Annotated in this window: 33 protein-coding genes; 7 read left to right on the forward strand and 26 right to left on the reverse strand. The window is 62.0% G+C overall.

Annotation, left to right across the window (positions count from 1 at the left end):
- Position 1 precedes the first annotated feature (1 nt).
- From B2W22_RS03020 to B2W22_RS03080, 13 genes are all read right to left on the reverse strand, one after another.
- A complete protein-coding gene (locus B2W22_RS03020) occupies positions 2 to 1,000 on the reverse strand; it encodes a phage tail tube protein (protein ID WP_286936133.1) in 999 nt (332 codons plus the stop codon).
- Between the two features lie 13 nt (positions 1,001 to 1,013).
- A complete protein-coding gene (locus B2W22_RS03025) occupies positions 1,014 to 1,382 on the reverse strand; it encodes a phage tail termination protein (RefSeq protein ID WP_286936134.1) in 369 nt (122 codons plus the stop codon).
- On the reverse strand, positions 1,375 to 1,812 hold the full coding sequence (locus B2W22_RS03030) for a hypothetical protein (RefSeq protein ID WP_286936135.1): 438 nt from the start codon (positions 1,810 to 1,812) through the stop codon (positions 1,375 to 1,377). The genes B2W22_RS03025 and B2W22_RS03030 overlap by 8 nt, the downstream gene beginning before the upstream one ends.
- Position 1,813: 1 nt before the next feature.
- Positions 1,814 to 2,152, reverse strand: coding sequence for a hypothetical protein (locus B2W22_RS03035; protein ID WP_286936136.1), 339 nt, complete (start codon positions 2,150 to 2,152; stop codon positions 1,814 to 1,816).
- Positions 2,149 to 2,538 carry a DUF7370 family protein gene (locus B2W22_RS03040; RefSeq protein WP_286936137.1) on the reverse strand — a complete coding sequence of 130 codons (390 nt, stop codon included), beginning with the start codon at positions 2,536 to 2,538 and terminating at the stop codon, positions 2,149 to 2,151. Before B2W22_RS03040 ends, B2W22_RS03035 begins: the two co-directional genes overlap by 4 nt.
- A gap of 67 nt (positions 2,539 to 2,605) precedes the next feature.
- A complete protein-coding gene (locus B2W22_RS03045) occupies positions 2,606 to 3,142 on the reverse strand; it encodes a hypothetical protein (RefSeq protein ID WP_286936138.1) in 537 nt (178 codons plus the stop codon).
- Between the two features lie 10 nt (positions 3,143 to 3,152).
- The gene (locus B2W22_RS03050; protein ID WP_286936139.1) at positions 3,153 to 4,208 is read right to left on the reverse strand and encodes a major capsid protein; all 1,056 of its coding nucleotides are present in this window, start codon (positions 4,206 to 4,208) and stop codon (positions 3,153 to 3,155) included.
- 11 nt (positions 4,209 to 4,219) lie between these two features.
- Positions 4,220 to 4,687 carry a hypothetical protein gene (locus B2W22_RS03055; RefSeq protein ID WP_286936140.1) on the reverse strand — a complete coding sequence of 156 codons (468 nt, stop codon included), beginning with the start codon at positions 4,685 to 4,687 and terminating at the stop codon, positions 4,220 to 4,222.
- A gap of 11 nt (positions 4,688 to 4,698) precedes the next feature.
- Positions 4,699 to 5,937 carry a hypothetical protein gene (locus B2W22_RS03060; RefSeq protein ID WP_286936141.1) on the reverse strand — a complete coding sequence of 413 codons (1,239 nt, stop codon included), beginning with the start codon at positions 5,935 to 5,937 and terminating at the stop codon, positions 4,699 to 4,701.
- Between the two features lie 2 nt (positions 5,938 to 5,939).
- Entirely contained in the window at positions 5,940 to 6,794 is an 855-nt protein-coding gene (locus B2W22_RS03065; RefSeq protein WP_286936142.1) for a phage minor head protein, read from the reverse strand.
- 43 nt (positions 6,795 to 6,837) lie between these two features.
- Complete coding sequence (locus B2W22_RS03070; protein WP_286936143.1) at positions 6,838 to 8,205, reverse strand: anti-CBASS protein Acb1 family protein; 1,368 nt, start codon at positions 8,203 to 8,205, stop codon at positions 6,838 to 6,840.
- A gap of 199 nt (positions 8,206 to 8,404) precedes the next feature.
- Positions 8,405 to 9,868 carry a hypothetical protein gene (locus tag B2W22_RS03075; RefSeq protein WP_286936144.1) on the reverse strand — a complete coding sequence of 488 codons (1,464 nt, stop codon included), beginning with the start codon at positions 9,866 to 9,868 and terminating at the stop codon, positions 8,405 to 8,407.
- The gene (locus B2W22_RS03080; RefSeq protein WP_286936145.1) at positions 9,855 to 10,421 is read right to left on the reverse strand and encodes a terminase small subunit; all 567 of its coding nucleotides are present in this window, start codon (positions 10,419 to 10,421) and stop codon (positions 9,855 to 9,857) included. The genes B2W22_RS03075 and B2W22_RS03080 overlap by 14 nt, the downstream gene beginning before the upstream one ends.
- Before the next feature lie 58 nt (positions 10,422 to 10,479).
- On the opposite strand from B2W22_RS03080, the gene B2W22_RS03085 reads away from it, so the two are divergent.
- Positions 10,480 to 11,178 carry a hypothetical protein gene (locus tag B2W22_RS03085; protein ID WP_286936146.1) on the forward strand — a complete coding sequence of 233 codons (699 nt, stop codon included), beginning with the start codon at positions 10,480 to 10,482 and terminating at the stop codon, positions 11,176 to 11,178.
- A gap of 418 nt (positions 11,179 to 11,596) precedes the next feature.
- Here B2W22_RS03085 and B2W22_RS03090 read toward each other — a convergent pair whose 3' ends face one another.
- The 10 genes from B2W22_RS03090 to B2W22_RS03135 form a co-directional block, all read right to left on the reverse strand.
- Complete coding sequence (locus tag B2W22_RS03090; RefSeq protein ID WP_286936147.1) at positions 11,597 to 11,899, reverse strand: hypothetical protein; 303 nt, start codon at positions 11,897 to 11,899, stop codon at positions 11,597 to 11,599.
- Positions 11,896 to 12,252, reverse strand: a complete 357-nt coding sequence (locus tag B2W22_RS03095) for a hypothetical protein (protein WP_286936148.1) — start codon at positions 12,250 to 12,252, stop codon at positions 11,896 to 11,898. The genes B2W22_RS03090 and B2W22_RS03095 overlap by 4 nt, the downstream gene beginning before the upstream one ends.
- Complete coding sequence (locus B2W22_RS03100; RefSeq protein ID WP_286936149.1) at positions 12,245 to 12,448, reverse strand: hypothetical protein; 204 nt, start codon at positions 12,446 to 12,448, stop codon at positions 12,245 to 12,247. The genes B2W22_RS03095 and B2W22_RS03100 overlap by 8 nt, the downstream gene beginning before the upstream one ends.
- 49 nt (positions 12,449 to 12,497) lie before the next feature.
- Positions 12,498 to 13,040 (reverse strand): hypothetical protein, encoded by a 543-nt coding sequence (locus B2W22_RS03105; RefSeq protein ID WP_286936150.1) that lies wholly within the window; start codon positions 13,038 to 13,040, stop codon positions 12,498 to 12,500.
- A gap of 1 nt (position 13,041) precedes the next feature.
- On the reverse strand, positions 13,042 to 14,430 hold the full coding sequence (gene dnaB, locus B2W22_RS03110; protein ID WP_286936151.1) for a replicative DNA helicase: 1,389 nt from the start codon (positions 14,428 to 14,430) through the stop codon (positions 13,042 to 13,044).
- Positions 14,427 to 15,476 (reverse strand): replication protein, encoded by a 1,050-nt coding sequence (locus tag B2W22_RS03115; protein WP_286936152.1) that lies wholly within the window; start codon positions 15,474 to 15,476, stop codon positions 14,427 to 14,429. Before B2W22_RS03115 ends, dnaB begins: the two co-directional genes overlap by 4 nt.
- A gap of 3 nt (positions 15,477 to 15,479) precedes the next feature.
- Positions 15,480 to 15,941: an HNH endonuclease gene (locus B2W22_RS03120; protein WP_286936153.1), complete on the reverse strand. Its 462-nt coding sequence runs from the start codon at positions 15,939 to 15,941 to the stop codon at positions 15,480 to 15,482.
- A gap of 95 nt (positions 15,942 to 16,036) precedes the next feature.
- Complete coding sequence (locus B2W22_RS03125; RefSeq protein WP_286936154.1) at positions 16,037 to 16,501, reverse strand: hypothetical protein; 465 nt, start codon at positions 16,499 to 16,501, stop codon at positions 16,037 to 16,039.
- Complete coding sequence (locus B2W22_RS03130) at positions 16,498 to 16,908, reverse strand: recombination protein NinB (protein ID WP_286936155.1); 411 nt, start codon at positions 16,906 to 16,908, stop codon at positions 16,498 to 16,500. The genes B2W22_RS03125 and B2W22_RS03130 overlap by 4 nt, the downstream gene beginning before the upstream one ends.
- Entirely contained in the window at positions 16,908 to 17,426 is a 519-nt protein-coding gene (locus B2W22_RS03135) for a hypothetical protein (RefSeq protein ID WP_286936156.1), read from the reverse strand. The genes B2W22_RS03130 and B2W22_RS03135 overlap by 1 nt, the downstream gene beginning before the upstream one ends.
- Between B2W22_RS03135 and B2W22_RS03140 the strand changes: the two genes are divergently transcribed.
- Together B2W22_RS03140 and B2W22_RS03145 are read left to right on the forward strand one after the other, a co-directional pair.
- Entirely contained in the window at positions 17,425 to 17,649 is a 225-nt protein-coding gene (locus B2W22_RS03140; protein ID WP_286936157.1) for a hypothetical protein, read from the forward strand. The genes B2W22_RS03135 and B2W22_RS03140 overlap by 2 nt on opposite strands.
- Positions 17,646 to 17,810: a hypothetical protein gene (locus tag B2W22_RS03145; protein ID WP_286936158.1), complete on the forward strand. Its 165-nt coding sequence runs from the start codon at positions 17,646 to 17,648 to the stop codon at positions 17,808 to 17,810. The genes B2W22_RS03140 and B2W22_RS03145 overlap by 4 nt, the downstream gene beginning before the upstream one ends.
- A 2-nt stretch (positions 17,811 to 17,812) precedes the next feature.
- Here B2W22_RS03145 and B2W22_RS03150 read toward each other — a convergent pair whose 3' ends face one another.
- On the reverse strand, positions 17,813 to 18,076 hold the full coding sequence (locus tag B2W22_RS03150; RefSeq protein ID WP_286936159.1) for a YdaS family helix-turn-helix protein: 264 nt from the start codon (positions 18,074 to 18,076) through the stop codon (positions 17,813 to 17,815).
- Positions 18,077 to 18,152: 76 nt separating this feature from the next.
- On the opposite strand from B2W22_RS03150, the gene B2W22_RS03155 reads away from it, so the two are divergent.
- Positions 18,153 to 19,250 (forward strand): S24 family peptidase, encoded by a 1,098-nt coding sequence (locus B2W22_RS03155; protein ID WP_286936160.1) that lies wholly within the window; start codon positions 18,153 to 18,155, stop codon positions 19,248 to 19,250.
- A gap of 60 nt (positions 19,251 to 19,310) precedes the next feature.
- On the opposite strand, the gene B2W22_RS03160 is transcribed toward B2W22_RS03155, so the two are convergent.
- Together B2W22_RS03160 and B2W22_RS03165 are read right to left on the reverse strand one after the other, a co-directional pair.
- Entirely contained in the window at positions 19,311 to 19,646 is a 336-nt protein-coding gene (locus B2W22_RS03160) for a hypothetical protein (RefSeq protein WP_286936161.1), read from the reverse strand.
- 474 nt (positions 19,647 to 20,120) lie between these two features.
- Entirely contained in the window at positions 20,121 to 20,438 is a 318-nt protein-coding gene (locus B2W22_RS03165) for a hypothetical protein (protein WP_286936162.1), read from the reverse strand.
- Between the two features lie 490 nt (positions 20,439 to 20,928).
- Here B2W22_RS03165 and B2W22_RS03170 point away from each other — a divergent pair, with 490 nt between their 5' ends.
- The 3 genes from B2W22_RS03170 to B2W22_RS03180 are packed head-to-tail and all read left to right on the forward strand — an operon-like array spanning position 20,929 to position 22,225.
- Positions 20,929 to 21,156 carry a hypothetical protein gene (locus tag B2W22_RS03170; protein WP_286936163.1) on the forward strand — a complete coding sequence of 76 codons (228 nt, stop codon included), beginning with the start codon at positions 20,929 to 20,931 and terminating at the stop codon, positions 21,154 to 21,156.
- A complete protein-coding gene (locus B2W22_RS03175; protein ID WP_286936164.1) occupies positions 21,153 to 21,422 on the forward strand; it encodes a hypothetical protein in 270 nt (89 codons plus the stop codon). The genes B2W22_RS03170 and B2W22_RS03175 overlap by 4 nt, the downstream gene beginning before the upstream one ends.
- Positions 21,423 to 21,478: 56 nt before the next feature.
- Positions 21,479 to 22,225 carry a hypothetical protein gene (locus tag B2W22_RS03180; protein ID WP_286936165.1) on the forward strand — a complete coding sequence of 249 codons (747 nt, stop codon included), beginning with the start codon at positions 21,479 to 21,481 and terminating at the stop codon, positions 22,223 to 22,225.
- Positions 22,226 to 22,309 lie beyond the last annotated feature (84 nt).

Genomic DNA, 22,309 nt, shown 5'->3' on the forward strand with positions numbered 1-22,309 from the left:
CTTAGGGCGCGGTGACGGTCACCGGAACGGTCACGCTTACCGACGGACGCGCAGCGCTGGAGATCTTGACGCTGGTCGTGCCCTCGGCGACGCCCGTGACCAAACCAACGTTGCTGACCGTCGCCACAGCGGGCGCGGCGCTTTCGTAAACCAGGCCCGGCGCTGCGCCAGACGGCGAGACGGACGCGGTCAGCGCTTGCGTGGCGCCCTCTTCCACGGAAACTGCGGTCGGCGATACGGTGATGCCTTGGACCAGCGGGACCACGGTCAATGCAACCGTGTCGCTGACGCTGGGCGCCACGCTCGAGGCTGCCGTGATCGTCACGGAGCCGGCGGCAACGGCGGTAATCTGGCCAGTGACTTGGTTGACAGTCGCCATAGCCGGGTTCGACGACGTCCAGCGGAGACCTTGCGGCGCACCGACGGGCAGGACAATGCCCTCTGCGTTGAACGATTCGCCCACGGCCAGGCTCAGCGACGTCGGGATCACGTCAACGCTGGCGGGGTCCGCTGCGTCAGGATTGGGGGTGTCTTCAACGATCAAGCCGAAGTCGCTGCCCGTCGCGCTGGCTTCCAGGCTGAAAGTCACGACGTCATCGAATGGCGCACTGCGGCTCATGTTCGAAACGAGCATGAAGGCGGTGAATGTCAGGTCGGGGAACGTCATGCGCATCCAGGCAACCGGCTGGCCGCCCGTAGCGTCGGGACGCGCAACGTGCTTGGTGATCTCGATCAGGTTCTCCGAGCCGGCGCCGGAGGCCTTCGCGGTGCCATCGCCCGAGATACTGAGCGTCTGGAACGTCGCGATGTTTTCGCGCAGCGCGCCGACCGAATCATCCGCGGTGGCGTCAGCCGTTTCCCATTCCAGGGTGAATTCTTTGGTGCGCAAAGCGGCGAAACGCTTCCAATCCGTTTCGACCGGCAATTGATCGCCGCAGCCGATGTGGTACTCCAGGACCACGTCACGGCCAACATACTTCTGGTTCTTGCAAGTAGCCATTAGTGGCCTCCAGTTATAAAAGCACTTGAAAATCAAGCGAGTACCAAGGGCGGTTCTCGCTCGTGTAGCCGGGGCCGACGGCTTCGCCGACCGCGCGCACGGACGCAGCGCCGCAGGGCGACGAATCGCCTAATGCGGCCTGGGCCAGTGATTCCATGGTTTGCTCGACTTGAGTGACATGCTTGCGCCCGTCTCGCGGGCCCAGCAGGATCACCCTGAAGCGCAGGCGGCGGTCCTCTACGTCTGGATCAGAGCCGCCCGTCTGCTGCACAGAAGCGATGAATGCCTCATGGACTGCGGGGCTGTCCACCCACATGCCGCGGCTGTACAGGTAGTCCTGTCCCACGGTGGCTTTCACCCAATCGACGAAGGCATCAAACACCGTAGTTCCTCATCAGAATGGCCGGGATCGCGCCCTTGATCTGGTCGAAGCCCTTCGTAAGAAACTCAGGCTCTGCGTTCGGATCCCAGTAGTTGCCGTTGCCGGTTCCTCCCCCAAAAGACACTCCGGCCCGAGTCCTCCCAAAGTCCGCGCGGGGCTTGCCCTTCAGCTTTCCTGACGCCTCATGCACGGCGGCAGCGTATGCCGCTGTGTATCCAACCGAGCCGGATACCTTGCCGTCATGGACGTCGATCTGAGGCGCGTACTGGCTATTGACCAAATTGCTGGAGTCGATGGGCGTCATTTGGGCGGCCATGGCTGACCCCTGCCACAGCGTCTCGTAGACAGCACGCTCGGTCTTACCCTCCCCGATGTCCTTGATCGCCATGCGGAAGTTGCGCTTTACGCGCTCGATTCCCTTGACCGGCATGTCAGGTCACCAGTTTCAAATCCGGCTCTTCGCCGAAGAAGGACATATCCCAGTTCGTCACCGATCGGATTTCCTCCCAGCCGTTCGACCCATCGAAGCTGATCAGGTCCAGGTACTTGGGCCGTTTGTCCTCGGTAAAGATGACGTGCTGCGACAGAAACTCGGCCCCGCGCGCGCCGCCCTGCCCCCCCGATTCCCGCTCCATCTTGCTTTCGGTGGTCCAGGTGCAGGCGATATCGAACTCGTCCCCGTAGACCGTTTCCCCGGTCAACATGTCGATCGACACGAACGGCCGGATGGTGGCGATGTTCGTATAGCTCCAGTTCGCGGTTGCGCTCATTCGTGACACCCGCCCTTGGCGATCCACATGCCGGCAAACGCCTTCTTAGTCGGGTCGGGCGGGATCAGCTCAGACGCGCAGCCGAACTTATCCAGGCCCCGGAGCAGCGACAGCGCGCCGCTCCAGCGGTCCGCGAATCCCTGATATCGGAACGATCGCGACGCACCGCTGGGCGCCGTTTGGCTGCTGATGTAGCGGTCACCTTGGCCCAGTCCCATCAAACTGAGCAGGTAAAGTTGGATCAGGAGCGCCGTCTCCGGCGTGTAGTGCTCATCCAAGCATTCCTGGATGCTGTTGGCTTGGCCCACGAGGGCCGCCAGCACGAAGTCCGGCAGGACGATCCCCTGGCCCTCCAGATACTGCTTGGCTTGGTCGATCGTCACCATATCCAGACCTCAAAATAGAAATGGCCCCACCATCAGGCGGGGCCAAAAGAAAACCGCCCGAAGGCGGTTATTTGGTGGCAGGCTTCAGCGGCTCACCGTCAGGCAGCAACGCGGCGAGCTCGTCGGCGCCCTTGCGCCCGTCGTGCTCAACCTTCAGCTCCTTCAGCCGGGCAACGATCAGGGCCTTCCGATCCTTCTCGTTCAAGTCCGTGGCGCCGGGCGTCGCCGGCGTCAGGTCGCCCGACTGGCTTCCGCCGGCTGCAGCAGCGCGAATGAGGCCGGCTTCCTGACGAGCGTCTTCCAGGATGCGGCCTGCCTCTTCGCGGGCAGCACCGACGATACGGTCCGCCTCGGCGTTAGCATCAGCGGCCATGCCCTCAACCGAACGCTTGGCCTGCTCCAGGATGCGTTCTGCTTCCGCCGTGGCGGTCACCGACACGTCAACGCTCAGCGCGCCGACCTTGGAATCACCATCGGCTTTCCGCACGCGGCTTCGGTACAGCGGGTGCGCTGCCTGCTCCGGCGAGAGTTCGATCACGGAGCCGGGCAACAGAGACCCAGCGCCGATGATCTTGCGCAGGAGGATGTACTTGGATTTCGCCATGCTTCCCCCCTTAGGCCGCGCTGGCGTAGAGCACGCCACTGCGACCCTGCGCGTCGGCTTTGACCTGCAGACCCGAGGCGCCCCACACCAGGACATGCCAATCATCCATGGGCGTCACGCGCGGGATCGGCGTGGTGGTGACCGGCATGCCGACGACCGGGCGGATGTACTCGCTGGACAGGATGATGGCCAGGAACTCGTTGCCGGTGACGGTGTCGGTGCGCTTGAAGCCAGCCACGCCGGGGATGCGCTGCAGCCCTTGCAGGATGGTTTCAGTGTTGTTGGTGCCCGGATTTGCGATACGCAGCAGGTTGAACCAGATCGCGTCGGAGATGTAGAACGTCACATTGCCGACGGCGTTGTTGCCTTGCCCTTGCAGCGCCTGCAGGGCTGCCACGAAGGCGCCCCACGCTTGATCAAACGTGAGCGTCGGGCTCGTCAGGTCGACGTTCAGGCCGGCGGCGCCCAGGTTCAGCGCGATCGTGTTCGGATTGTTCTTGATGCCGAACGCCTGATAGCTCTTGTACGTCAGGTCCGGGGTGCCGTCGACGAAGTTGTCCACGGTGCGCTTGCGCACGAAGCGGGTCGCGGCGGCCTGATCGTCCAGCAGAGCGTCATAGCCTTCCGAGCGCATACCCTCGAGCTCGCGCCACACCCGGCCGACCTGAGTGGAGTGCACCAGGACGATCGCGCCGTCATAGTCGAAGCTGACGTGATTCACCGGTTTGCGATGCTGACCGTCGATACTGGAACGCACTTCCAGCTCATCCGCGCCGTAGCGGCGGTATTCACTGACGATCTTGCCGATGTGCACGTTACGTGCCAGCGGCATCAGGTCGTTCAGCAGGACGCCGCCCTCATCCGACAGCATCAGCGTCTTGGTCTGCGTGTCGAAGTCGCGCCAAACGTCCGCCGGGATGCGGGCCTCGTTCACTTCCAGGCCGGCGGCCTTCATCAGACCGGTCTCGTGGTCCCAGTTAGCGGTGCGCGCGTTGACGATGAACTGGTGCTGCTTCTTCAGGCCGGAGTTCGATTCCAGGCCCTTCTTGTCTACGTAAAAAGCCATGTTCGGCCTCCTTAGCGGATCTTGATCGGGACCAACTGGTCCAGCGTGGACGTGGTCGGGGTCGTGCCAGGGAAGGCATTGGCCGGATCGTCGATGTACGCATGGATCGGGTCGTCAGCGGTGGCCAGGGCGAAGCGGCCATCGACGTTGATGGTCAGGGGCACGTCATCGGCGATTGCGACGCCTGCCACCAGTCGGCCTGCCATCAGGTCCGCCGAGCGGGGCGTGTACAGACGCATGGACGAGCCGCCGCCGACCTGGTTGTCGTCGACGGAGCCATGCAACTGCTCGCCGATCAGATACCAGAACTCGCGCACGCCGGTGATTCCCTTCTGCACCGTCATGTCGCCGGCGGCGGACGTGATCGTGACGGCAGTGCCCGGGAGATACGTGCCAGTGGCAGGCGCGTTCACTTCACGCGTTTCGGGGGTGGTGCGGTGCACGCCGCCACGGTAAATCTTGTTCCATTTCACAGCCATGATCGGCCTCCTTATTCCGGGACTTCGTCGAAGCGCGGCTTGCCGGAGTCGGCAACCTGGCCGTTGGTGATGGGCGCTGCCGTGCCCAGCGCCTTAAACATGGCGTCCAGGGGCTCGCCGGACAGCGCGTTGGCCACAATGTCGCCATGCACAGCGGCCACGGCCTTGCGCTTGTCGGCTTCTACGGCCTTGGCGTTCGCGGTCAGCGCGTCGGACAGCGTCTTGTGGTTGGTTTCCAGGCTCTCGACCTTCTCGGTCAGAGGCTTGAGTTGTGCCGCCAGGTTGGTGGCGATGGCTTTGCTGATATCGTTGGTCAGCTCGGCCTTTTCTTCAGCGGTCAGAGGCATATTGCCCTCCAGGGTGTTATCAGGCCGAGCCTGATGGTTGAAAACTCGTTTGAAGCTGTTCACCACTGTGGTAACCCACGATTCTTGGCGCACGACCGGTGATCCAACGTCATCGAAGACGATCTTTCCGCCTTCACTCGTGTAGCCGTAGACCTCGGATGTGCCTCCGTTTCGTACCAAGATTGCCTGGGTGTCAGTGAAGTCTGCGACCCACACGTAATCCTCAGTGACCGGGGCAAAGCGCGCCTTGGCGGCTGCCTGGATGCGGTTCTCGCGCTCACGGAAAGACTCACCAACCAGCGCGCCGGCATTCACATGAAGCGGTTTCGCTTGGTCAGCGTTGACCATCAAGCCCACACCCTGCTCTGGGGTGGCGGCGCCCGGCTCGTCAAGCAAGATGGCGTCGTGATCGATATCGTGGATCTTGGCGGTCCATTGATAGCCATCAGCGTTGACGGCCGGCTCACGCTCCACGAAGACGGCGACACTGGTGTGCACTGGCTCGCCCTCTCCCTTCTCCAACTGCTCAACGCGCTCAATGACGCGCCGGCCGCCCTCCGAGGTCTGCGCGACCTCCACGTCAATCCATTTTTCGGTGTAGACGCGGTTGCCGACCAGCTTTGTATTGCGGTTCCAGGCGCCGATATGCCCCAGGTTGATGCCTTCTGGGGAAAACGCCGACACGAACTCCCCATTTACGGTGGGGTGTCCCAGCGGAGCCAAAGTGCCCTCAAGCTTCTTGTAGTTGGCGACGATCTGGTCTTTTGGATATAGGCCGCCGTTCATGACCACGTCGAACGGCATCGTGTAGCTGGGGATCACGATGTGCTCCCGGCCGTTGTGCTGCTCGCGGCGAATAGACTTGCTGTTGACCTGAGTGCGGATGTTTACCTGCATCGGCATGGCTATTCCTTGTCGTCGGCCCACGGGCCGTTGCCTTTGTCTTTCATTACCTGGAAGTTCTTCCGCGCGCGATCAACGATGGCCGGCACAAGCGGCTCGCCCTTGTCGTCCACAAGGACCGACACCTGGCTGCACTTGCAATTGATCGCGTTGGCATCCTTCGAGTACCACTCCCGCGTTTCCTCGCTCGTGAACAGCTTTGCGTGGCGCCGCGCATGTGACTGCCGGGTGGTGGGGCTGAGCGCTGAGATGTGCATCAGCTTGGCCTGCGTCCCGTAGTCGTCCTGCGCCTGATCCTGTTCGTCCCATCGGGCGCGGCGCAGAGCCATCGGGACCTCAGTCCGCGCGATCCGGTGCCCGCGGCGAGCCTCGATCCCTGCTTGCTCTGTCAGGTTCCGGGCGATGTCGCGCGGGTTCAGTCCGCGCCCCAAGCCGTCCGAGAGGATGCGGGACATGTCCGCCTTGACCTGGCCGGACAAGCCTTTCATCTCCTCGAACTGGCGCGCGCGCACAAGGGACAGGCGTGCTTGATACGGCTCCGACCTCAGCAACGCTTGGAGGGAGTCTCGGCCAGCCTTGTAGGCTGGCGATTGCTGCCCCAAGTTGGCGAACTCCTGCGCGGTGCCGCGCTGATAGGCGACGCCCACGTAGGATTCAAAGAGCCAAAGGTTGCGCTCGCCACCTTCCAGCAGGATTTCATCGACAAGCCGGTCTGTCTCGTTGAAGACAGCCGACAGCAGCGCCTGATCAAGCCTGAACGTGTAGCGCTTGTTCACGACGGGCTCAGCCGGTATCCGGCCCAGCGCCTCGACGTAGCCAGCCCGCACCCGCCGCATGCGCCGGTCGAAGTCCTTCATCGCGCCCCGCTCCAGCCGATCCACCCCTGTCGGGTCTGCCTGATTACTCGGCAGGATCGGTGATCGGGCCATCGTCTTCCTCGTCTTCCTCGTCCGGTAGCGGCTCGCCATCCAGAGCGTCGTAGCCGGCTGCCTCGCGAATCTCGTCCGGGGTGAACACTTCGGTGCCGGAAGCCTGCGCGGTCTGGTTGATCTCGCTCATCAACTTGGCGTTTCCCAGCTTGTCCGCCTGGGTCGCCTCCGTCAGGTCGTCCCACATCACCGTGTATTCGGCGATTTGCTTGACCACGCCGACGCGGATCATGTGCGCCACCAGGTCGTGGATTTCCATCCCCAGGTCGGCACGCCGAGACTGGCAGCGCGCATTGAAATACTTCTGGTCTTCCGAGCTTGCGCGCTCGCCGGTCTGCATTCCCACAAGGATCTTGGTGGGAATGTCCAGCGCGGCGCCGGCCGTCTGCAGGTTGACGTTGTACGTCGGGCTCGGGTCGGCAACAGCTGTGACCAGCGGATTGACCGTCGCGCCCTGTGTCACCAGCAGGGCATCGTTGCCGCGGTTGACTTCCCGGGCCGCCTCGTTGAACCGGGCCTGGAGCTGGTCCAGCGTCACGCCATAAGCCTGGGCGATGCTGGCTAGGTCGACCTCCTTGTCATAGGAGACCGACAGTTGGCGCGATGCGTTCTTGAGGAACGATTCGCCCGAGCCGCCCTCGACCTTTTCCAGGCTGACAAAGGCGTTGTAGGCCGGTTCCAAAAAGCCGATCGCGTCGCAAGACGCGTCACCCAGGATGAACACGCGGTCAGGATGGATATCCACCTGGCGCCCGGCGTTGCCGTTCATCCCATGCTCGGTGTACTGCCACTTGGTGACCTGGCCGTAACCCTCGTCCTGAGCGTTGGTGTTGAAACCCGCAGGTTGCAGGCTGCCCGCCCAGGTGGGGATCATCTTGACCAGCTGTGAGCCCTTGCGCTTGATCGGCTCGTCCCACCGGCCACTGTCCCGCACTTGCAACAGCAGGCCGGAATATCGACCCACCAGCCGACGCTTGTCGGCTTCCGCAACCGCGCGCCAGAACTTCGGCGTGAATATCGGCTTGTTCCCACGCTCCCAGGCAGTTTCGTCGGTCGCGTTGTCCTGGTCGTCGCCCTCGATGACCCAAGGGTTGGTCTTCCAGCATGCAGAGGTGATCTTGCCAATCGCCCCGTGCGCGATCCCGCCGCGGCGATACAGCGCGTAGAAGTCAGCGAACCCGATCTCCTCGGGGAAGCCGTACTCACACCACGCTTGCGGGCGCTTGTTGTCGATCCCCGAGCCGCCAAGCAGGCCCATGCGCGCGCGGGCAATCTGCGCTTGGCTCAGTGCGGCGTTCACCGCCAACTGAAGCTGCGCGTCGTTTTTCGTGTCTGACATGCTCATTCCGATTTGAGAATCAGGCCGGGCCTGTCGTCGTGGCGCACAAGGTCGACGCTGGATCGCTCAGGGTCGCGCCAGACAGCGGTTCCCTCGGGTCCGGCGTTCTCAACAGCCACGGTACGCGCGCACGAGACGCACTTCGCCCGCACGACCATGGACTTGCCATTCGCGCGCTGCGTTAGCTTGAAAATCGCCATTACCGTCCTGGGAGAAGCATCCCGATGGGCTTGGCGCCACCGAGTTCCGTGAGTGCGTAGACCATTGCGTCCAGCCGGTCGGGCGATTTCTTCGCCGTGGCCGGGACGTATTCCATCAATTGGTTCTCGAGCAGGTACAGGCTACCCTGGTGGGCAACCCTTCCCTGCTCGTACAGCGCCGATATAGGCTCGGCCCGGGCGTACTTGCCTTTGCTGGCATGCACCCGGACGATCCGGCCCTTGAAGCCCGCGTTGCGCAGGGTTTCCTCAGCCATATCGCCACCCTGGTTCGTCTCGATGACGATGGCATCGGCTCGATGCTGGTCATAGGCGCCCATGGCTTTGGTCGCCCATCCATTCGGCGAGAACTTGCCGCTGTAGTCGCCGTCGACCGAGTACTGCTTGGCGTCGCCAGCGCCATAAGAGCTCGCAGCAACGATGCCAGTTTCGTCGCTCTCGTCGCTGTTTGTAGCCTGCGGATCGATCGCCACCACCGTACGATGTCGGTCATGTCGAATCTGCAGCGCGTGGGCTGCGGCTACCAGCGCTTCTGTCCACAGGGCGCCCTCAGCGTTGAACCGCCGGGGCCGCTGCATGTACTGCGCCTCGGCCGTGCGCCGGTGGGCAAACAGCGCCGTCCGGTGGGTCTCATTGTGCTTGTAGGGCCACAGCCAGCCATCCGGCAAGCCGTGTGCGATCGGTATCCCGTGCGTGTTCTCGCTGGGGTAAGGCTCGCTGCTGTCGATGATCACCGGCAAGTTCAGATGATGCCACTTCTCGCCCGACCCGCCCCGCAGCAAGTACCCGCTCAGGTCCTGATAGTGGATCCGCTGCATGATGACGACCATAGGAGTCGTCTCGATCGCCAAGCGAGACTTGATGGTCTCGTTGAAGCGGTCGTTGATCCCGCCCCGCACCGTGTCGCTGTAGGCGTCGTCCGGTTTAACCGGGTCGTCAATGATCAGCGCGCCCTGCCATCCCGGCTCCATGTGTCCTGCTCGAAAGCCGGTGACCTGGCCGGCGGCCGATGAGGCATACACACCGCCGCCATGCTCGGTCCACCACATGGCCTTGCTGTCCGCGTCGTCCTTCAGCGCCATCGGCCACAGTGCCTGGTATGCCTGAGACTTCACGACGCCGCGCGCGGTGCTTGAGTTCAGCAGCGCCAGGTTATGCGAGTAGGACAGGTGCATGAACCGGGCGCGGTTGTTCAGCGCCAGGCCGCGGCCGATCATGTTGATCGTTGCCAGCTCCGTTTTCGTGTACCCGGGTGGGATATTGATGATCAGCCGCGTGATCTCGCCGCTGACCACCCTGTCCAACGTGTCCTGAATCACCTTATGGTGCGGCGCGACAATCATCTTGTTGCCCATGCGCTGCTTGAAGAAGTACCGGGCGAAGTACAGGCCGTCCTCTTCGCACTCTAGCCGGCGGGCGTAGTCTCGCTGTTCAGCAGTCGTCATTGGCCAGCATCTCGCGGCGTGCCTGGCGGTATTCCTCTTTGCTCAGCGTGGCGATTTCCACGGGGCCGCCATTCTTGCCCGTGTGTTCCACCTGCTCCCGGAATGCCCTTACTCCCACGTGTCGGCCAAGCAGCTCAAGGTTCTTCACCTTGTCCGGCCACTTGATCTTCTTCAGGACGCCGACCATCTCACGTTCCTCGCCGCGGCCTTCGAACATCTCGCCGAGGTCGAATCCGGACAGATATCTGCGCCATACAAGGGGCCAGTCACAGACCGGCTTGAGCGACATGTCGTCGCGCATGATGTCCAGCACGTCCATCTGGTCGATCTCTACCAGGCGACGCAACACGTAGTCGGCGTCGGCTTGGACTCGCGTCGATCTCTTCGCCTGGGCTTCCTGTACCGCCAGGGAGACTTCAACATTCCTCAACAGGCGTTCGCCCTGCGACGAGGCAGTCTTCTGGCTATACCCCGCCCTGATCGCCGCTTGCGTGGCGTTGAGGTCAACGAGGTACTCATCCACGAAGCGGCGCTGCTTGTCTGTCAACGCCATCTGCTGTCCCTTGAAGCCAATTCAGCTAAAGTTACAAAACGTTATTTGAGGAGCTAGCATGCCAAGTTCAATGCCGGACGAAACGACGAACAAGAAAAGACGCAACCTGATGTTGACGGTCTCAGCCGTTCTCATTTCCGCGTTCTTAAAATTGCCTGTGCCTACGGCGATAGTTTCGGCAATGAACATTCCAGAACCAGAATCCACCGCATGCAAAATATGGGCTGTTGCGCTAGCAATTCTCGCTTATCAAGTCTGGCGATTCTGGACTGATTCGGATACGACGGTCAGTTGGAACAAGGCGAAGTCTGCCTACCATTGGTACAAAGGCATTGCGCTGGCCAAACTTCTGCATCGTGGGCTCAAGTCGGCCGTAAAAGGCAGAAAATTATGGCTGGACGAGCTCAAATGGGACAGCCATAACGACAGGCCGGGGCAAACTATGCAGTACGCGGGCTTCCTGTTTTCGTATCAGGACGAGACAGGCGCATGGGTAAATGCCGTCGAATCCCCTCGCGACAAGGGGCGCATTCGAGTTGCCTTTACAGCTCGCTACAAACCGTCCTCGGATGAGGTCGGAGCAATTGGCACCCTGGACTTCAAACTAGGTTTCATTAGCCGATGGCGGTACCGCGCGATTGCCTTGGGAGCGTCGTTCCTCCGTTCCGAAGGCATGCAGGATTGCACGGTCCCCGTCCTGCTTGCCCTTCCTGCCATCATCGTCTGCTTCATGGGCATCCACACGCACTGGCGTTGAAAATGTCTTGGGAAACGGGCCCGGGAAACCCTCAGATCGTCGTGCATAAAGAAAAACCGCCCGGAGGCGGTTGGCATCAAATTACTCTTCGGGGGTCGACAAGCGCACCCAGCCATCTCGAACTTCGTCCGCATGACCTGCGACTTGGGCTTTCCAGATACTCCCGTCTTCGGCAACGGCGACGATCACATGGAACGTTGCTCCGTCTTTTGGAGGCGCGACTGCTACTTGTACGAACTTCGGGGGCATGAAAATCTCCTAAGGTGATTTTGGAGACACATTTTCACACAATTGATCGAAAGGATCAGCAGCCGAGGGCGCTTTCTCTGATGTTTTCAAAGCGGCGGAAAGGGATGGAAACTCATAATGCCTGAACGAATTCGTATCCTAAGCTTATGCGAGGGGCTATTGCATTCCTTTAGGGCGCAAGAGCCCGGGGGAATTGTCCCACTTCTCGTCCCACTTTTGGCGGGATCATGTCCCACTTGTGGGACACGGAGTATTCTGCAAAGGAGCCTCGGCCCTCTGCAGGCGCGCTGACCTTGACCGATCCAGCGGCCACGAGCGCATCAAGCACCCGCTGCACGGCCTTCCTCGCTGCGTCCCGCTCGCGCGGCTCCAGCGTCCGGCCGCGGGTCACATGGCGCACCAGCTCCAGCATCCGAAAGCTGCGCATCGGGTAAGCACCCATCAAGTCCATCACTTCGTGCGCGTACTTCACGCCAGCCTCCTTTCAACCTGGCCGCGGAACAGGCCCAGGTAAAGCTTGTATTCGGTTTCGGTCAGGGCGACGCCGGTCGTGTTGGCGATCCATGCCCGCGCGGCCTTGCGCCGGGCCTTCGGATCCAGGCCGCCGAACTTGGCGTTCTTTTGCGGGTACTCGGCGATGATCACCATGCGCTCATGCCACGGCAGCCCCGCGTGCATGGCCTCCACCGCCAGGGCATGGTCATGGAGGATCGGGCGCGGGTCGTCCTCCCAGGACACGTAGGCCTCCATGTTGCCCACCGTCGCGCCAGACCAGGTCCAGCGGGCCCAGTTCCACAACAGGTCATCGCCCGTCAGCCTACTCATCGGCCACCTCATATTGTTTGCACTTCTGCCCGTAGGGCTTGCCCTTCAGGCAGCGAACCACCGTATCGCCGAAGGGCGACTGCACCGTGCGTGCGTTGGCGCAGCCGGCGCAGGATCGCTTGAGCGCGGCCTGCTGCCGGCTCATCACGACCAGCATCGGGTCGCGGAATTCCCACTTCTGCAGGTCGGCTGTCATTCACAATCTCCGCATGCCATGCGGTGAATAGGGCCTCTAATCTCCGCATTCATGCTCGGGCTCCTTCATTGGCTTGGAGGGTCAGGGCTACCCCGATGGCAGGCCAGGCGTGGCTAGAGACCCCGTACAACGGGCCAGGCTTAGCCTTTGTGCCGATCTGAGGGGTAGCGCCGCCGCCGGTCGGCTGGTACAGGTCGATGATGGCGCGGCGGACGTTGGCGTCCTTCGCCTTGGTGGTCCCGCAAAGGTGCATCTTCACGTCCTTGCGGTACACCAGGTGCACCGCCTCGGGGTCGTGCCAAGCTTGGACGAACCGCCCAATCCACAGACAGGTCTCGAAGACCTCCTTACCCACGGGCATCCCATAACTCGCGATCATTTCAATGGCGAGCCGCGTTGCGTTCACGCGGAAATGCGTGCGCTGCACGTATTCAAGAAGCTCGGCGTTCGGCATGACGCCAGAGTGGATGACGTCGTCCCGCAGCATCACGCACCACCCAGACTCGACAGGGCCGGGATCAATAGCGAGCGTGCCCACCAGGCGCCGCGCAGTGCCGGCCATCGGATCCAGTGCAACTTCCATCTGTTTCATCTCAGTCCCTCAACTGGCTGTATTTCGGTTTCGGCTTGAACTGCACGGCGTTGCGCGCTTCGATCACGGCTTGCTGATCCGCATCCATGAATCGAGAGTGCTGCCCCTGGAAGGTCAGGAAGACTTCGCCGAGCGGACCCATGCGCTGCTTGCGGATCAGGATCTCGGCCAAGCCCTTGAACGGGCTGTCTTCGTGGTAGTACTCGTCCCGATAGACCATCAGCACCACGTCGGCGTCCTGCTCGATCGCGCCGGACTCGCGCAAGTCGCTGAGGATGGGTCGCTTGTTCGGGCGTTCCTCGACCTTTCGGGACAGTTGGGACAGCACGATGATCGGGCAGCCCAGTTCGCGCGCCAGCAGCTTGATCGCCCGGGTGATTCCGCCCAGGTCCTCGTTCCGCGTGGATCCCTCGCCCTGCATCAGCTGCAGGTAGTCGATAACGATCAGGTCCAGCCGGCCCTGACGCTGCTTGACCTTGCGCGCCGCCAGGCGGATCCGAGCGACGTTGGCCAGGCTGGGATCGTCCGCGATGATCAGCCGCTGGTTCTCCAACTTCTGGATGGCGTGAGTCAGCCGCGGCCAGTCGCCTTGGTCCAGCTTCCCGGTTCGCAGGCGCTGGGTGTCGATGGCGCCGTAGCGGGCGATGGAGCGTTCGGCCAACTGGGCAGCAGCCATTTCCAGGCTGACCACCAGGGCGACGCCCTCATCCTCGGTCACGTTCTCGGCGATGTTGATCGCGAACGTCGTCTTGCCCATGGACGGCCGGCCGGCCACGATGATCAGGTCGCCGTCCTGGCAGCCGCTGGTCTTCTCGTCCAGGTCGGCGAACCCAGTGGCCAAGCCCGAAACACCGCCCTCACGTTCCCCGCGGGCTTCCAGCTGCTCGAGCACGGTCCGCAGCAGCGCGCCAACTTCAACCGGGTCGCGGCCTGCGGCGCGCGTGTCCGCCAGCGCCATAACCAGGCCGGTCGCGCGCTCCACCAGGTCGGCCGGGTCTGCTGTTTCCGCGAGCTCGGCGATGTCGTGGCCAACGGCCAACACGTCGCGGCGCACGCGGTGGGCACGGATAATCTCCGCGTAGCTGCGCACGTTGGCGCTGCTGGGTACGCTTTGGGCGATGGCGTTCAGGTAGGCCAAGCCGCCCGCATCCTCAGCCTGCCCGGTGGCCTGCAGCGAGTCGAAGACCGTCAGCACGTCGGCCGGCTTGCTGGCATTCAGCAGGCTGGACGCCGCGCCGAAGATCAGCCGGTGGTCGTGGCGGTAGAAATCCTCTGCGCTCAACAGGTCGCCCAGGCGGTCCCATGCGCGGTTGTCCAGCAGCAGGCCGCCAATCACGCCCTGTTCAGCGTCGACGGAATGCGGGGGGACGCGTACGGCGATGGCGTTCATGCGGCCTCCCGCTTGTCGTGAAGGCGCTGCGCCTGAATGCCCACCGTCGTCAGGCCGTAGCCTTCCTCCGCGTTCGCATACCAGAGCTTGTACCAGCCGTTCGAAACGCAGTTCACGAAGTGCTGGCGCCAATTGGCTTGCACCTTGTGCGCATCCGGGCCGCCGGGCAGGTGACGACGTTTGAACTCGAGCCACGCCAGGTTGACAAATTCCATCGGCAGGCCAGCGTCTTCGACGTACGCGAGCAGCGGCTGGTACTCGCTGATCGCCTTTTCGCCCGACGCCCTGCAATTCTCGATGAAGCCTTCAAACGATACGCCGGCGCCTTCAGTCGGAAACTCGTCTTCCCAGCCTGCGGCGTTCAGCCACGACGCAGGGTGCGGGATGTACTCGCCGGAATTCTTCGTCCACTGCACCGAGGTCTTGGCCCGCTCGATGGCATCCAGGATGGTCGCCAGAAGCTGCTCGCTCGGATTGATCTTCTCAAACGCTTTTTGGGCACGTCCCTTGGATTTCCTGTTCGGGTAGACAGCCCAGAACCGCGCAAACGCGTCAGCGATTGCGCAAGAGTCTTTTTTCTTTTGTTGGTTGTCTTTTGGAAAGTTGTCTTTTGTGTGTCCCGATTCGGGACTATCGACCCGTCCCGATTCGGGACTAGCAAAGTCCTGTTTCGGGACACCCTGTCCCATATCGGGACTAGTACCGGATTGGGACGCCTGTCCCGATTCGGTACTAGCAATTACCCATGCCTTGTAGTCCTTATTGATCCCCACTACAGACCCGTAAACCCCGGCGGTCTTCGTGATGACACGAAGCCCGGCCAGTTGATTCAAGGTGCTGGTGGCATGGTTACGGCTCATCCCGCACATCGCCCCAATCTGGGACGCGGAGATGTCGTCTTGCTTCTTGCCGAAGCCGTATGTCTTTCTCATGATGGACATGACCACCTTCAGTTGTCGGGCAGTGAACGGGAATGCCAGGATCGCGTCGTAAAGCTCATTCGCGATTCTGAGAAAGCCGTCTTCAATTTGAGGACCGTTCGCCATGGCTTAGTCGATGAGTCCACTCGGCGGGCGCGGCTTGGTGCGGAGCGCCTCGGCCTGTTCGATAAGGGAATGGACATCGTCTCGAGACAGGTTCTGGCAGATACCCGCGAGCTTTCCAGCGTTGAAGGACGCCGAGTAGTCTTTCGGATCGACCTCGGGATCAGCGACGGCCCAGCCAAACAGCAGGTCAGCGGCTTCGGTCCACATGTAGCCAGGAAGCCATGCGAGGATGTCGTTGATCCGATCCTTGGCTTCGTGATTCTCTTCGTGGCATGCGCTGCAAAGCGCCTCGAAGTTCTCAAGGTCGTACTCCCAGACCTTGCGGCCCTTGATGTAGCGCTTGTGGTGCACATGCATTTGCTTGTCCGCCTCGCCACACTGCTCGCACTGCCAGCCGGCGCGCTCCAATACTTGAAGGCGTTTCTTCTGCCACTCGGGGTGCTGATACTGTTGGAAAAACTCCACGGTGCAATCTCCGTTGCGCTCCACAAAAAACACAGCGCCAGGCCGGGTGGAGAAATCCGGCTTTTCGGGAGCTACCCTAGGCGTGTGCACACAACTCATTCGACGCTTACCAGCATGCGCAACGGCTCGATGGCCTTGCGATAGTGCAATTCGATTTCCGGGGTCCACTTGCCCAGCGCCATCAGTTCGGCGCGCGCCCAGTCGACCCACACCCACTCGCGATGACGACGCACGTCTCTGAGCAGCTTCCCGCCCTGGTCAAGATCGCGGTGGCATTCGGGGCAAAGCGGGAACGTGAGGCTGTCGCACGCCTTCAGTGCCATGCCCTTGGTGATGTTCGCGTGTGCCGCCTGGCTCGGTCCCTGGCGCCCACAGCATGCGCAGTCCAATGCGGCCACGTTGCGGCGATGCTGCTCGCTGCGCAGCAGGGTCGGCAGCTTGTGGCCCGGCGGGCGGTAGAAGCCCATGACGATCTCGACCTTTCGGCCAAGGCCTTCGCTGCGGTCCGCTTTCGCACGCTTCATGGGCGTCTTGCGCTGCAGAGTGGAGTTGCGAATCACGCGTCTCTCCCAAGGCTCGTGCGCGACCACTCGACGCCCTTCTCATTGCCGAAGGCGTAGGCCAGCTCGATCAGTTCCGTCAACTGCCGCACGGTCATCTTGCTCGTGCGCTGGCCCAGCAGGACCATGCCGCCGTCGATGCCCATTGCCATGCGCGTTTCACGACGCAGGCCGGCGGTCAGGATGTCTTTGACCTCTTCAGGCGTCACGGACACCAGCGCGCCATTCACGACGAATTGCACCTGGCGGCTGATGTCAGTCAGGATCGACCACATCATGTCGTTCTGCGCCAGAGTGCGAGTCCGCGGCTTGATCTCCACGCGGTAGCCTTCCGGCGCTTGGGAGCAAGCGTAAGCAGCATTGCGCCGTGCCAACGGATGCGACAGGACGAACACTTGCTTGTGCATTACTTCATCCCTTTCCGCGCGGCGCGGCGCGCGTTGCGGGCCAGGCGGAAGAGAAGCTTGATCTCTTCCATGGCATGGGACTCAATGGCGTCGGCATCCTTCTCGCAGATGACGCCGTCGGACATTGCTTCCAGGCCTACGCTGGTCAAGCTGCCGCCCTGAGCGGCCAGCTTCAAAAGCTTTGTCCGGATGGCAGTGAGCTCGTCTTCCCAGCCACCCACGGGCGCCGCTTCGATGCGCTCGGCAGCCAGTCCAAAGCGGTTGTTAAAGGCGAACAGCCAGCCCATGGCGTCCGGCCGATTCATGTCCTGCATCCACTCCGTCAGCAGCTCGGCCATTTCAACGCTTACCGAGTCGCCGTCGACGCCGCGCAGTTTCGCGCGCAGGCTTTCGGGGTGGATGGTCTTTTCGCGGCGCTCGCTCAAGAACTTCGCTGCGGCATTTACGCCACCGGGCGCGTTGCGCACTGCGGTGTACAGAACATCGCGCCAGTCAGTTTGGGAATATCGGCAGGTCATGCGTCACCTTGAAATCTGTGGCCTTTCAGCCTTTCACCATCTGCGCGCCGTCTATAAAGTTCGGCACATGGAAAACAACAACGAATCCAAACCCGTGACCCGAGCGCACCTTTTCGCGCGCATCGACGCCACCCTGCTGCCTCAGCCGCCTCGAGTGCCGGCACAAAGCGAGCCTTCGCAGCAGCAGAACGAGGAGCCGCCTGAAGCGGTCGACGCGGAATGACCGAGACGGAGCAGCTTTTGAAGAACGCGGCCGAAGTGGCCAAGCGGACGTTCATCGACCCCACCGAATCGGCAGTCATGGAAATCTTTAAGGAGCTGTGCGCCGAACGCGACCGCATGGAGTGGGCGACGGACGGGCGCGAAAGCGCGACGGTGCATTGACTTCATGAGGCGGTCGCCTCTTGTGCTCGTCGCTGACGCTTTGGCTTGCGGAGCACATCCCACCGAAAGCTAGGCAGCAGTTCTTCACAAAGCACGCCGGTCGCTTCCTCAATCAGCGGGCAATGCTCGGACGGGAGCGGTCGCTTGAGATTGACCCACTCATGAACGCTGACCGGCGTCACCTTGAGGATGCGAGCGAGGGCGGACTGGCCGCCGGCGATATCGCATGCCCGAGCGAGGGAATCGTGTCGTTTTTTCTTGTCCATGCCGCATTATTAGGCGTCGCCTAATGCTTGTCAATAGGAATTGCCTAATGCGGCAGCATAAGGCGAAAGTTAGGCAATGCTTAATGGAACTGACCTCGGAGCTGCCATTAAGGCAGCCATTGAAAAGAAGATCGCCAGCGGGGCTGCGCCTTCGCAAGCGGCGATCGCACGTCATTTCAATGTCAGACCACCTTCAATCCACGACTGGATCAAGAAGGGCTCCATCTCCAAGGACAAGCTCCCGGAGATGTGGCGGTATTTCTCGGACGTTGTAGGCCCGGAGCATTGGGGCCTCAAGTCTTGGCCGGATATGGGGTCGCCAGCAGCATTGGACCCGGCGCCCCAGAACAAGCCCTGGCCTTTCAAGACGATCCCCGAAGACCAGATTCACGAACTGCCCGAGTCTCAGCTCAACGCGCTCGAGGGAGCCATTGCGCTCGCAATCGCCCAGATGAAGCTAGGGATTCAGGTGTCGCCGCAGCCCGCGGCCCCGGCGAACAACGTCATTCCTTTGCGGGCTCACAAGCCTGGCGGCCTGGTCGACATGGACCATGCGGATGACCCCTTGCCTATGCGAATAGCTGGCTTGCCGCCGGCGCCCTGGGAAGGTGGCCAGACGACATTCGAAGCAGACCGCAATCCGAGAATCCGGATCAGCACTCAGACGGGCGTCATTGCGAACGCCGGACCGGGCGAGCCGCACGCCGCCAATGACAGGTTCGAGAAGGTGCCAGAACTGGCCGAGGTGCGTCTGGCCGCCGGCGATGGCATCGAGAACCACAGCGAAGACCAGACTGGCATGATCCAGTTCCGCCGCTCGTTCCTCAAGGCCGTGGGCGCGGACAACGGAAAGGCGCGTGTGGTGTATGCCAAGGGCGACAGCATGGAGCCGGTCATTCGGGACGGCGCCGCCCTGCTCGTGGTTCCGAACGAAAATCTGACCCTGCAGGACGTAGCGAGCGGCGGCGTGTACGCGATCAACTACGACGGCAAGATGCTCGTGAAGACTGTGACCCGGGACAAGCTCACTGGGCGCTGGGTTGCGCGCTCGTTCAACCCAGGCTACTACGACATTCCGCTGGAGAATGGCACGCCTGTGCGCGTTCTTGGGCAGGTAGTCTGGGCTGGCGCAAGGCTGCGAGACGACGAGGCGGGTCAGTGGGTGCGATCATGAAAAGAAAAAGCCGCCTCGGGATGGCGGCTTAATCGATCGTGTAGCAACACGCGGACCACCTCACCGGAAGTGGGTTTCCAAGTCCGCGACAGACGCACCACCTCTAAGCTCGTACTCGAGAGCCAGGTGAATGGGCACTTGGACTTCCAGAAACCCTTGCGGCTCACTATCGGCTTTTTTCAGTACCCACGCGGCGTCGCCAGATGGATCCCAGATCACCACGAAGTGCGCGGGGCCTTCGCTTTCAAAGCTGCGCCAACCAGCTTCCGCAAATAGATTCGCTGCTCCGCGGCGCCCAACTTTCGCTTGCTCGACAGACTTGAACGTCGCCGGTCGCCAGCTGTTCCTTTCGTGAACTGCCCGAAATTTAATCGGACGCGCTTTTCCTTTCGCCATGTCAGCTCCTAGCCCTGTCTCTGCTTGCTTGTTCGAGAATCTGAAGCTGCTGGGCTGCGCGCGATAGGGGCTTTCTTGGACTCCCTGAATCTCCCGCCCCTGCCTCCGCTACGGTCGGGGCTTCGGACGCCTCCAGCCACCTAAGCGCTGTCCCGATTCTTCCGAGCACCCACCAAAATACAGCTGCGCAAACTCCTGCGCCCAACCAAGCAAGAGCCGCCGGGCCGCTGGCAACCAGCGTAAGGCGACCGTAATTGTCCGGCGCGAGCGTCTTGCCAAATTCCAATGCACAAATGAACCCGGCGATGAGGGAGACAACTGCCATTACGAGGCAGACGTTCTCAACGAGACGACCCAGTCTCGGTAAACGATTTGCTGCTTGAGCCAACACGACCTCCAGTTACCAAACGCTTCCGCGATATCGAGCAACGACGCGACCACTACGTCCGCTGACGCTCCCTCGTGAAGAGGTGCCTACTTGCAGAACTCCTTCCAAGCCTCTTGGAAGGCACCTCGCTCTAGGTTCTTGTCTCCTTCGAACACGACCAGGTCTTTGCTGGCAGCGATGTACCGCTTGAAACCCGTGTACCCACCGAACGAGTTCTTGGCGTTCACTTCGCCACAAAAGCTCTTCTGATTCCGAAATTTGGCGGAATCCGGATCCTTAAGGGTCGCGAGTACAAAGTCCTTCGATACGCTTTGCCGCCGAATTTCGTTGATGTCCGTAGGGCCGGCAGCCGCGGCGATTCCTACGGCAAAGACACCCACAACTGCCACTGCGGTTCGCAACATTCCATTCTCTCCGAATAACACAGTCGTACATGAATGGTAGCGCACAGACACACGCTGTACCGCACTTAGCCCGCCAGCAGCGGGCTTTTTTGTTCCCATTCAAAAATTATTAGGCGTCGCCTATTGACACGCCATTAGGCGACGCCTAATATTCACCTAACGCAGCAACGCACCGCTTTGTGGCTAAGCCCGGCACCGCGACGCAGCGCCAACGCTCTTTAACAACCAGCAAAGCCATGGAATACGCCTAAGGCCGAGATCGGCCGGTAAGCGCAGGTGGCAATCCCCCACGCCTGAATGAATAGACCGGGGGCTATCACCGACACGCCTTGATCCCAAGTGGGGATCGCATAGGGCGTGCACGGGATTGAAGAGGCAGCGCACTACCTGGAGCCGCGATGAGCGGGAGTAGCCAGGGGAGCGTTGCCCCGGAATTTATCCGTCAGCCCGTTCCTTGAGCGCCGGCTGACGAATGAACAAGGAGGCCAACATGGCAAAAGTGACCGTAGAGGTTGATGTTGACCTCGGTGAGCTTGATGAAGATGCGCTGGTGGGCGAGCTGGAATCCCGTGGATACGGGGTGCACGAATTTGACCCGCCAACACTGGACATGGACTTGATGCGCCAGATTCACCAGCACCTGGCGATGAACCAGGAGCAGCAGGCGCTCGGAGTTCTGCGCCCCTATCTGCTAGACATTCTGGGGAAGGCGCTATGACTTTCTACGCGTTCGTCCATTCCCGCAGCGGACTGACCCGCCCCGTCCTGGCGGGCGAGTTCAAGGGCCGCGACCAGAGTGACGCCTACAACAAGGCCATCGCAAGCCCTGCCGTCAAGAAGATCGTCGGGCACCAGCAGACCCAAGACCTTTACGTGAGGGTCAACGACGCCCGCGACTACCGCAGCGCGGTAGATCAAGCGATGGCGGTGCACACACCGTGGCTCCGAACATCAGACGCCGCCGAAGCATCAGCTCAGCCCTAGGGCAGCAGCTGACACACCCCTACTGCCACCCCGACCGCCGGGGCCTGGAGACCACCATGAACCAGAACCGCATCAAACGCCGCGCCGCGCGTATCGGCGCAGTTGGCCAGGAATACCTGCTGAACGTGTCGAAGCTGCGCGCCGTGGTGCGCGACTACTCGCGGGACCGGCTGCCCGGCTACCGCGTGAACCCGGCGAACCGCCGCAGCGCGCAGGACGCCCTGTTCAAGGAGCGGCGGTTCTGGTTCGGCGACCGCTACAGCGCGCCGGCCAGCCCTGCAGCCCGTGCGGCCCTGCGCGTCGCGTGCGGCGTGGGCACGGACTTCATGGCGCTGCGCGCAGCGCTGATCCCCGGCTTCTTCCTCCGCCTGCTGGCGGCCCGCCGAGCGCCGGCGTCCTGGCTGCAGCCTACGAAAACGAAGGACGGAACTGACATGAACGCCCGCCAATGTTTCGAGCAGCTGCGCGACGACCCGACCCGCACCGCTCCGCCCGGGTCACTCCCGAACGAGTACGACGAAGACGCACCTACCGTGTCCCGCGCTTTTGCAGTCGCCGCGGTCCGAGCGTGCTTGTCCAACCAAACCGCCGGCGCCTTTGGCCTGTCCGCCCGCATCTGGGGCGAGAGCCTGTTGAACGCCTTGGCCGACAACCAGGCCGGCGCGGCGCTGGTGATCCTGGCGGCCGACGCATGCCCGCGCATCCAGTCGTTCGTGCAGGGCGAGCTGGAAGCCTACATCGAGAAGACCGCCAACGCGTTGCTGGCGGAAATGGACCCGGACGAGCTGGAGGAACACCTGTGATCGGCTTTCTCATCATCGGCGTGTTGTGGATCGTCGACGCCATCGTCGACACGCGGAAGCGCCGCACATGACTGCCGCCGCCCT

Origin of the sequence: Achromobacter sp. UBA4530 (assembly GCF_002388205.1) — a bacterium.
Lineage (GTDB): Bacteria > Pseudomonadota > Gammaproteobacteria > Burkholderiales > Burkholderiaceae_B > Achromobacter > Achromobacter animicus.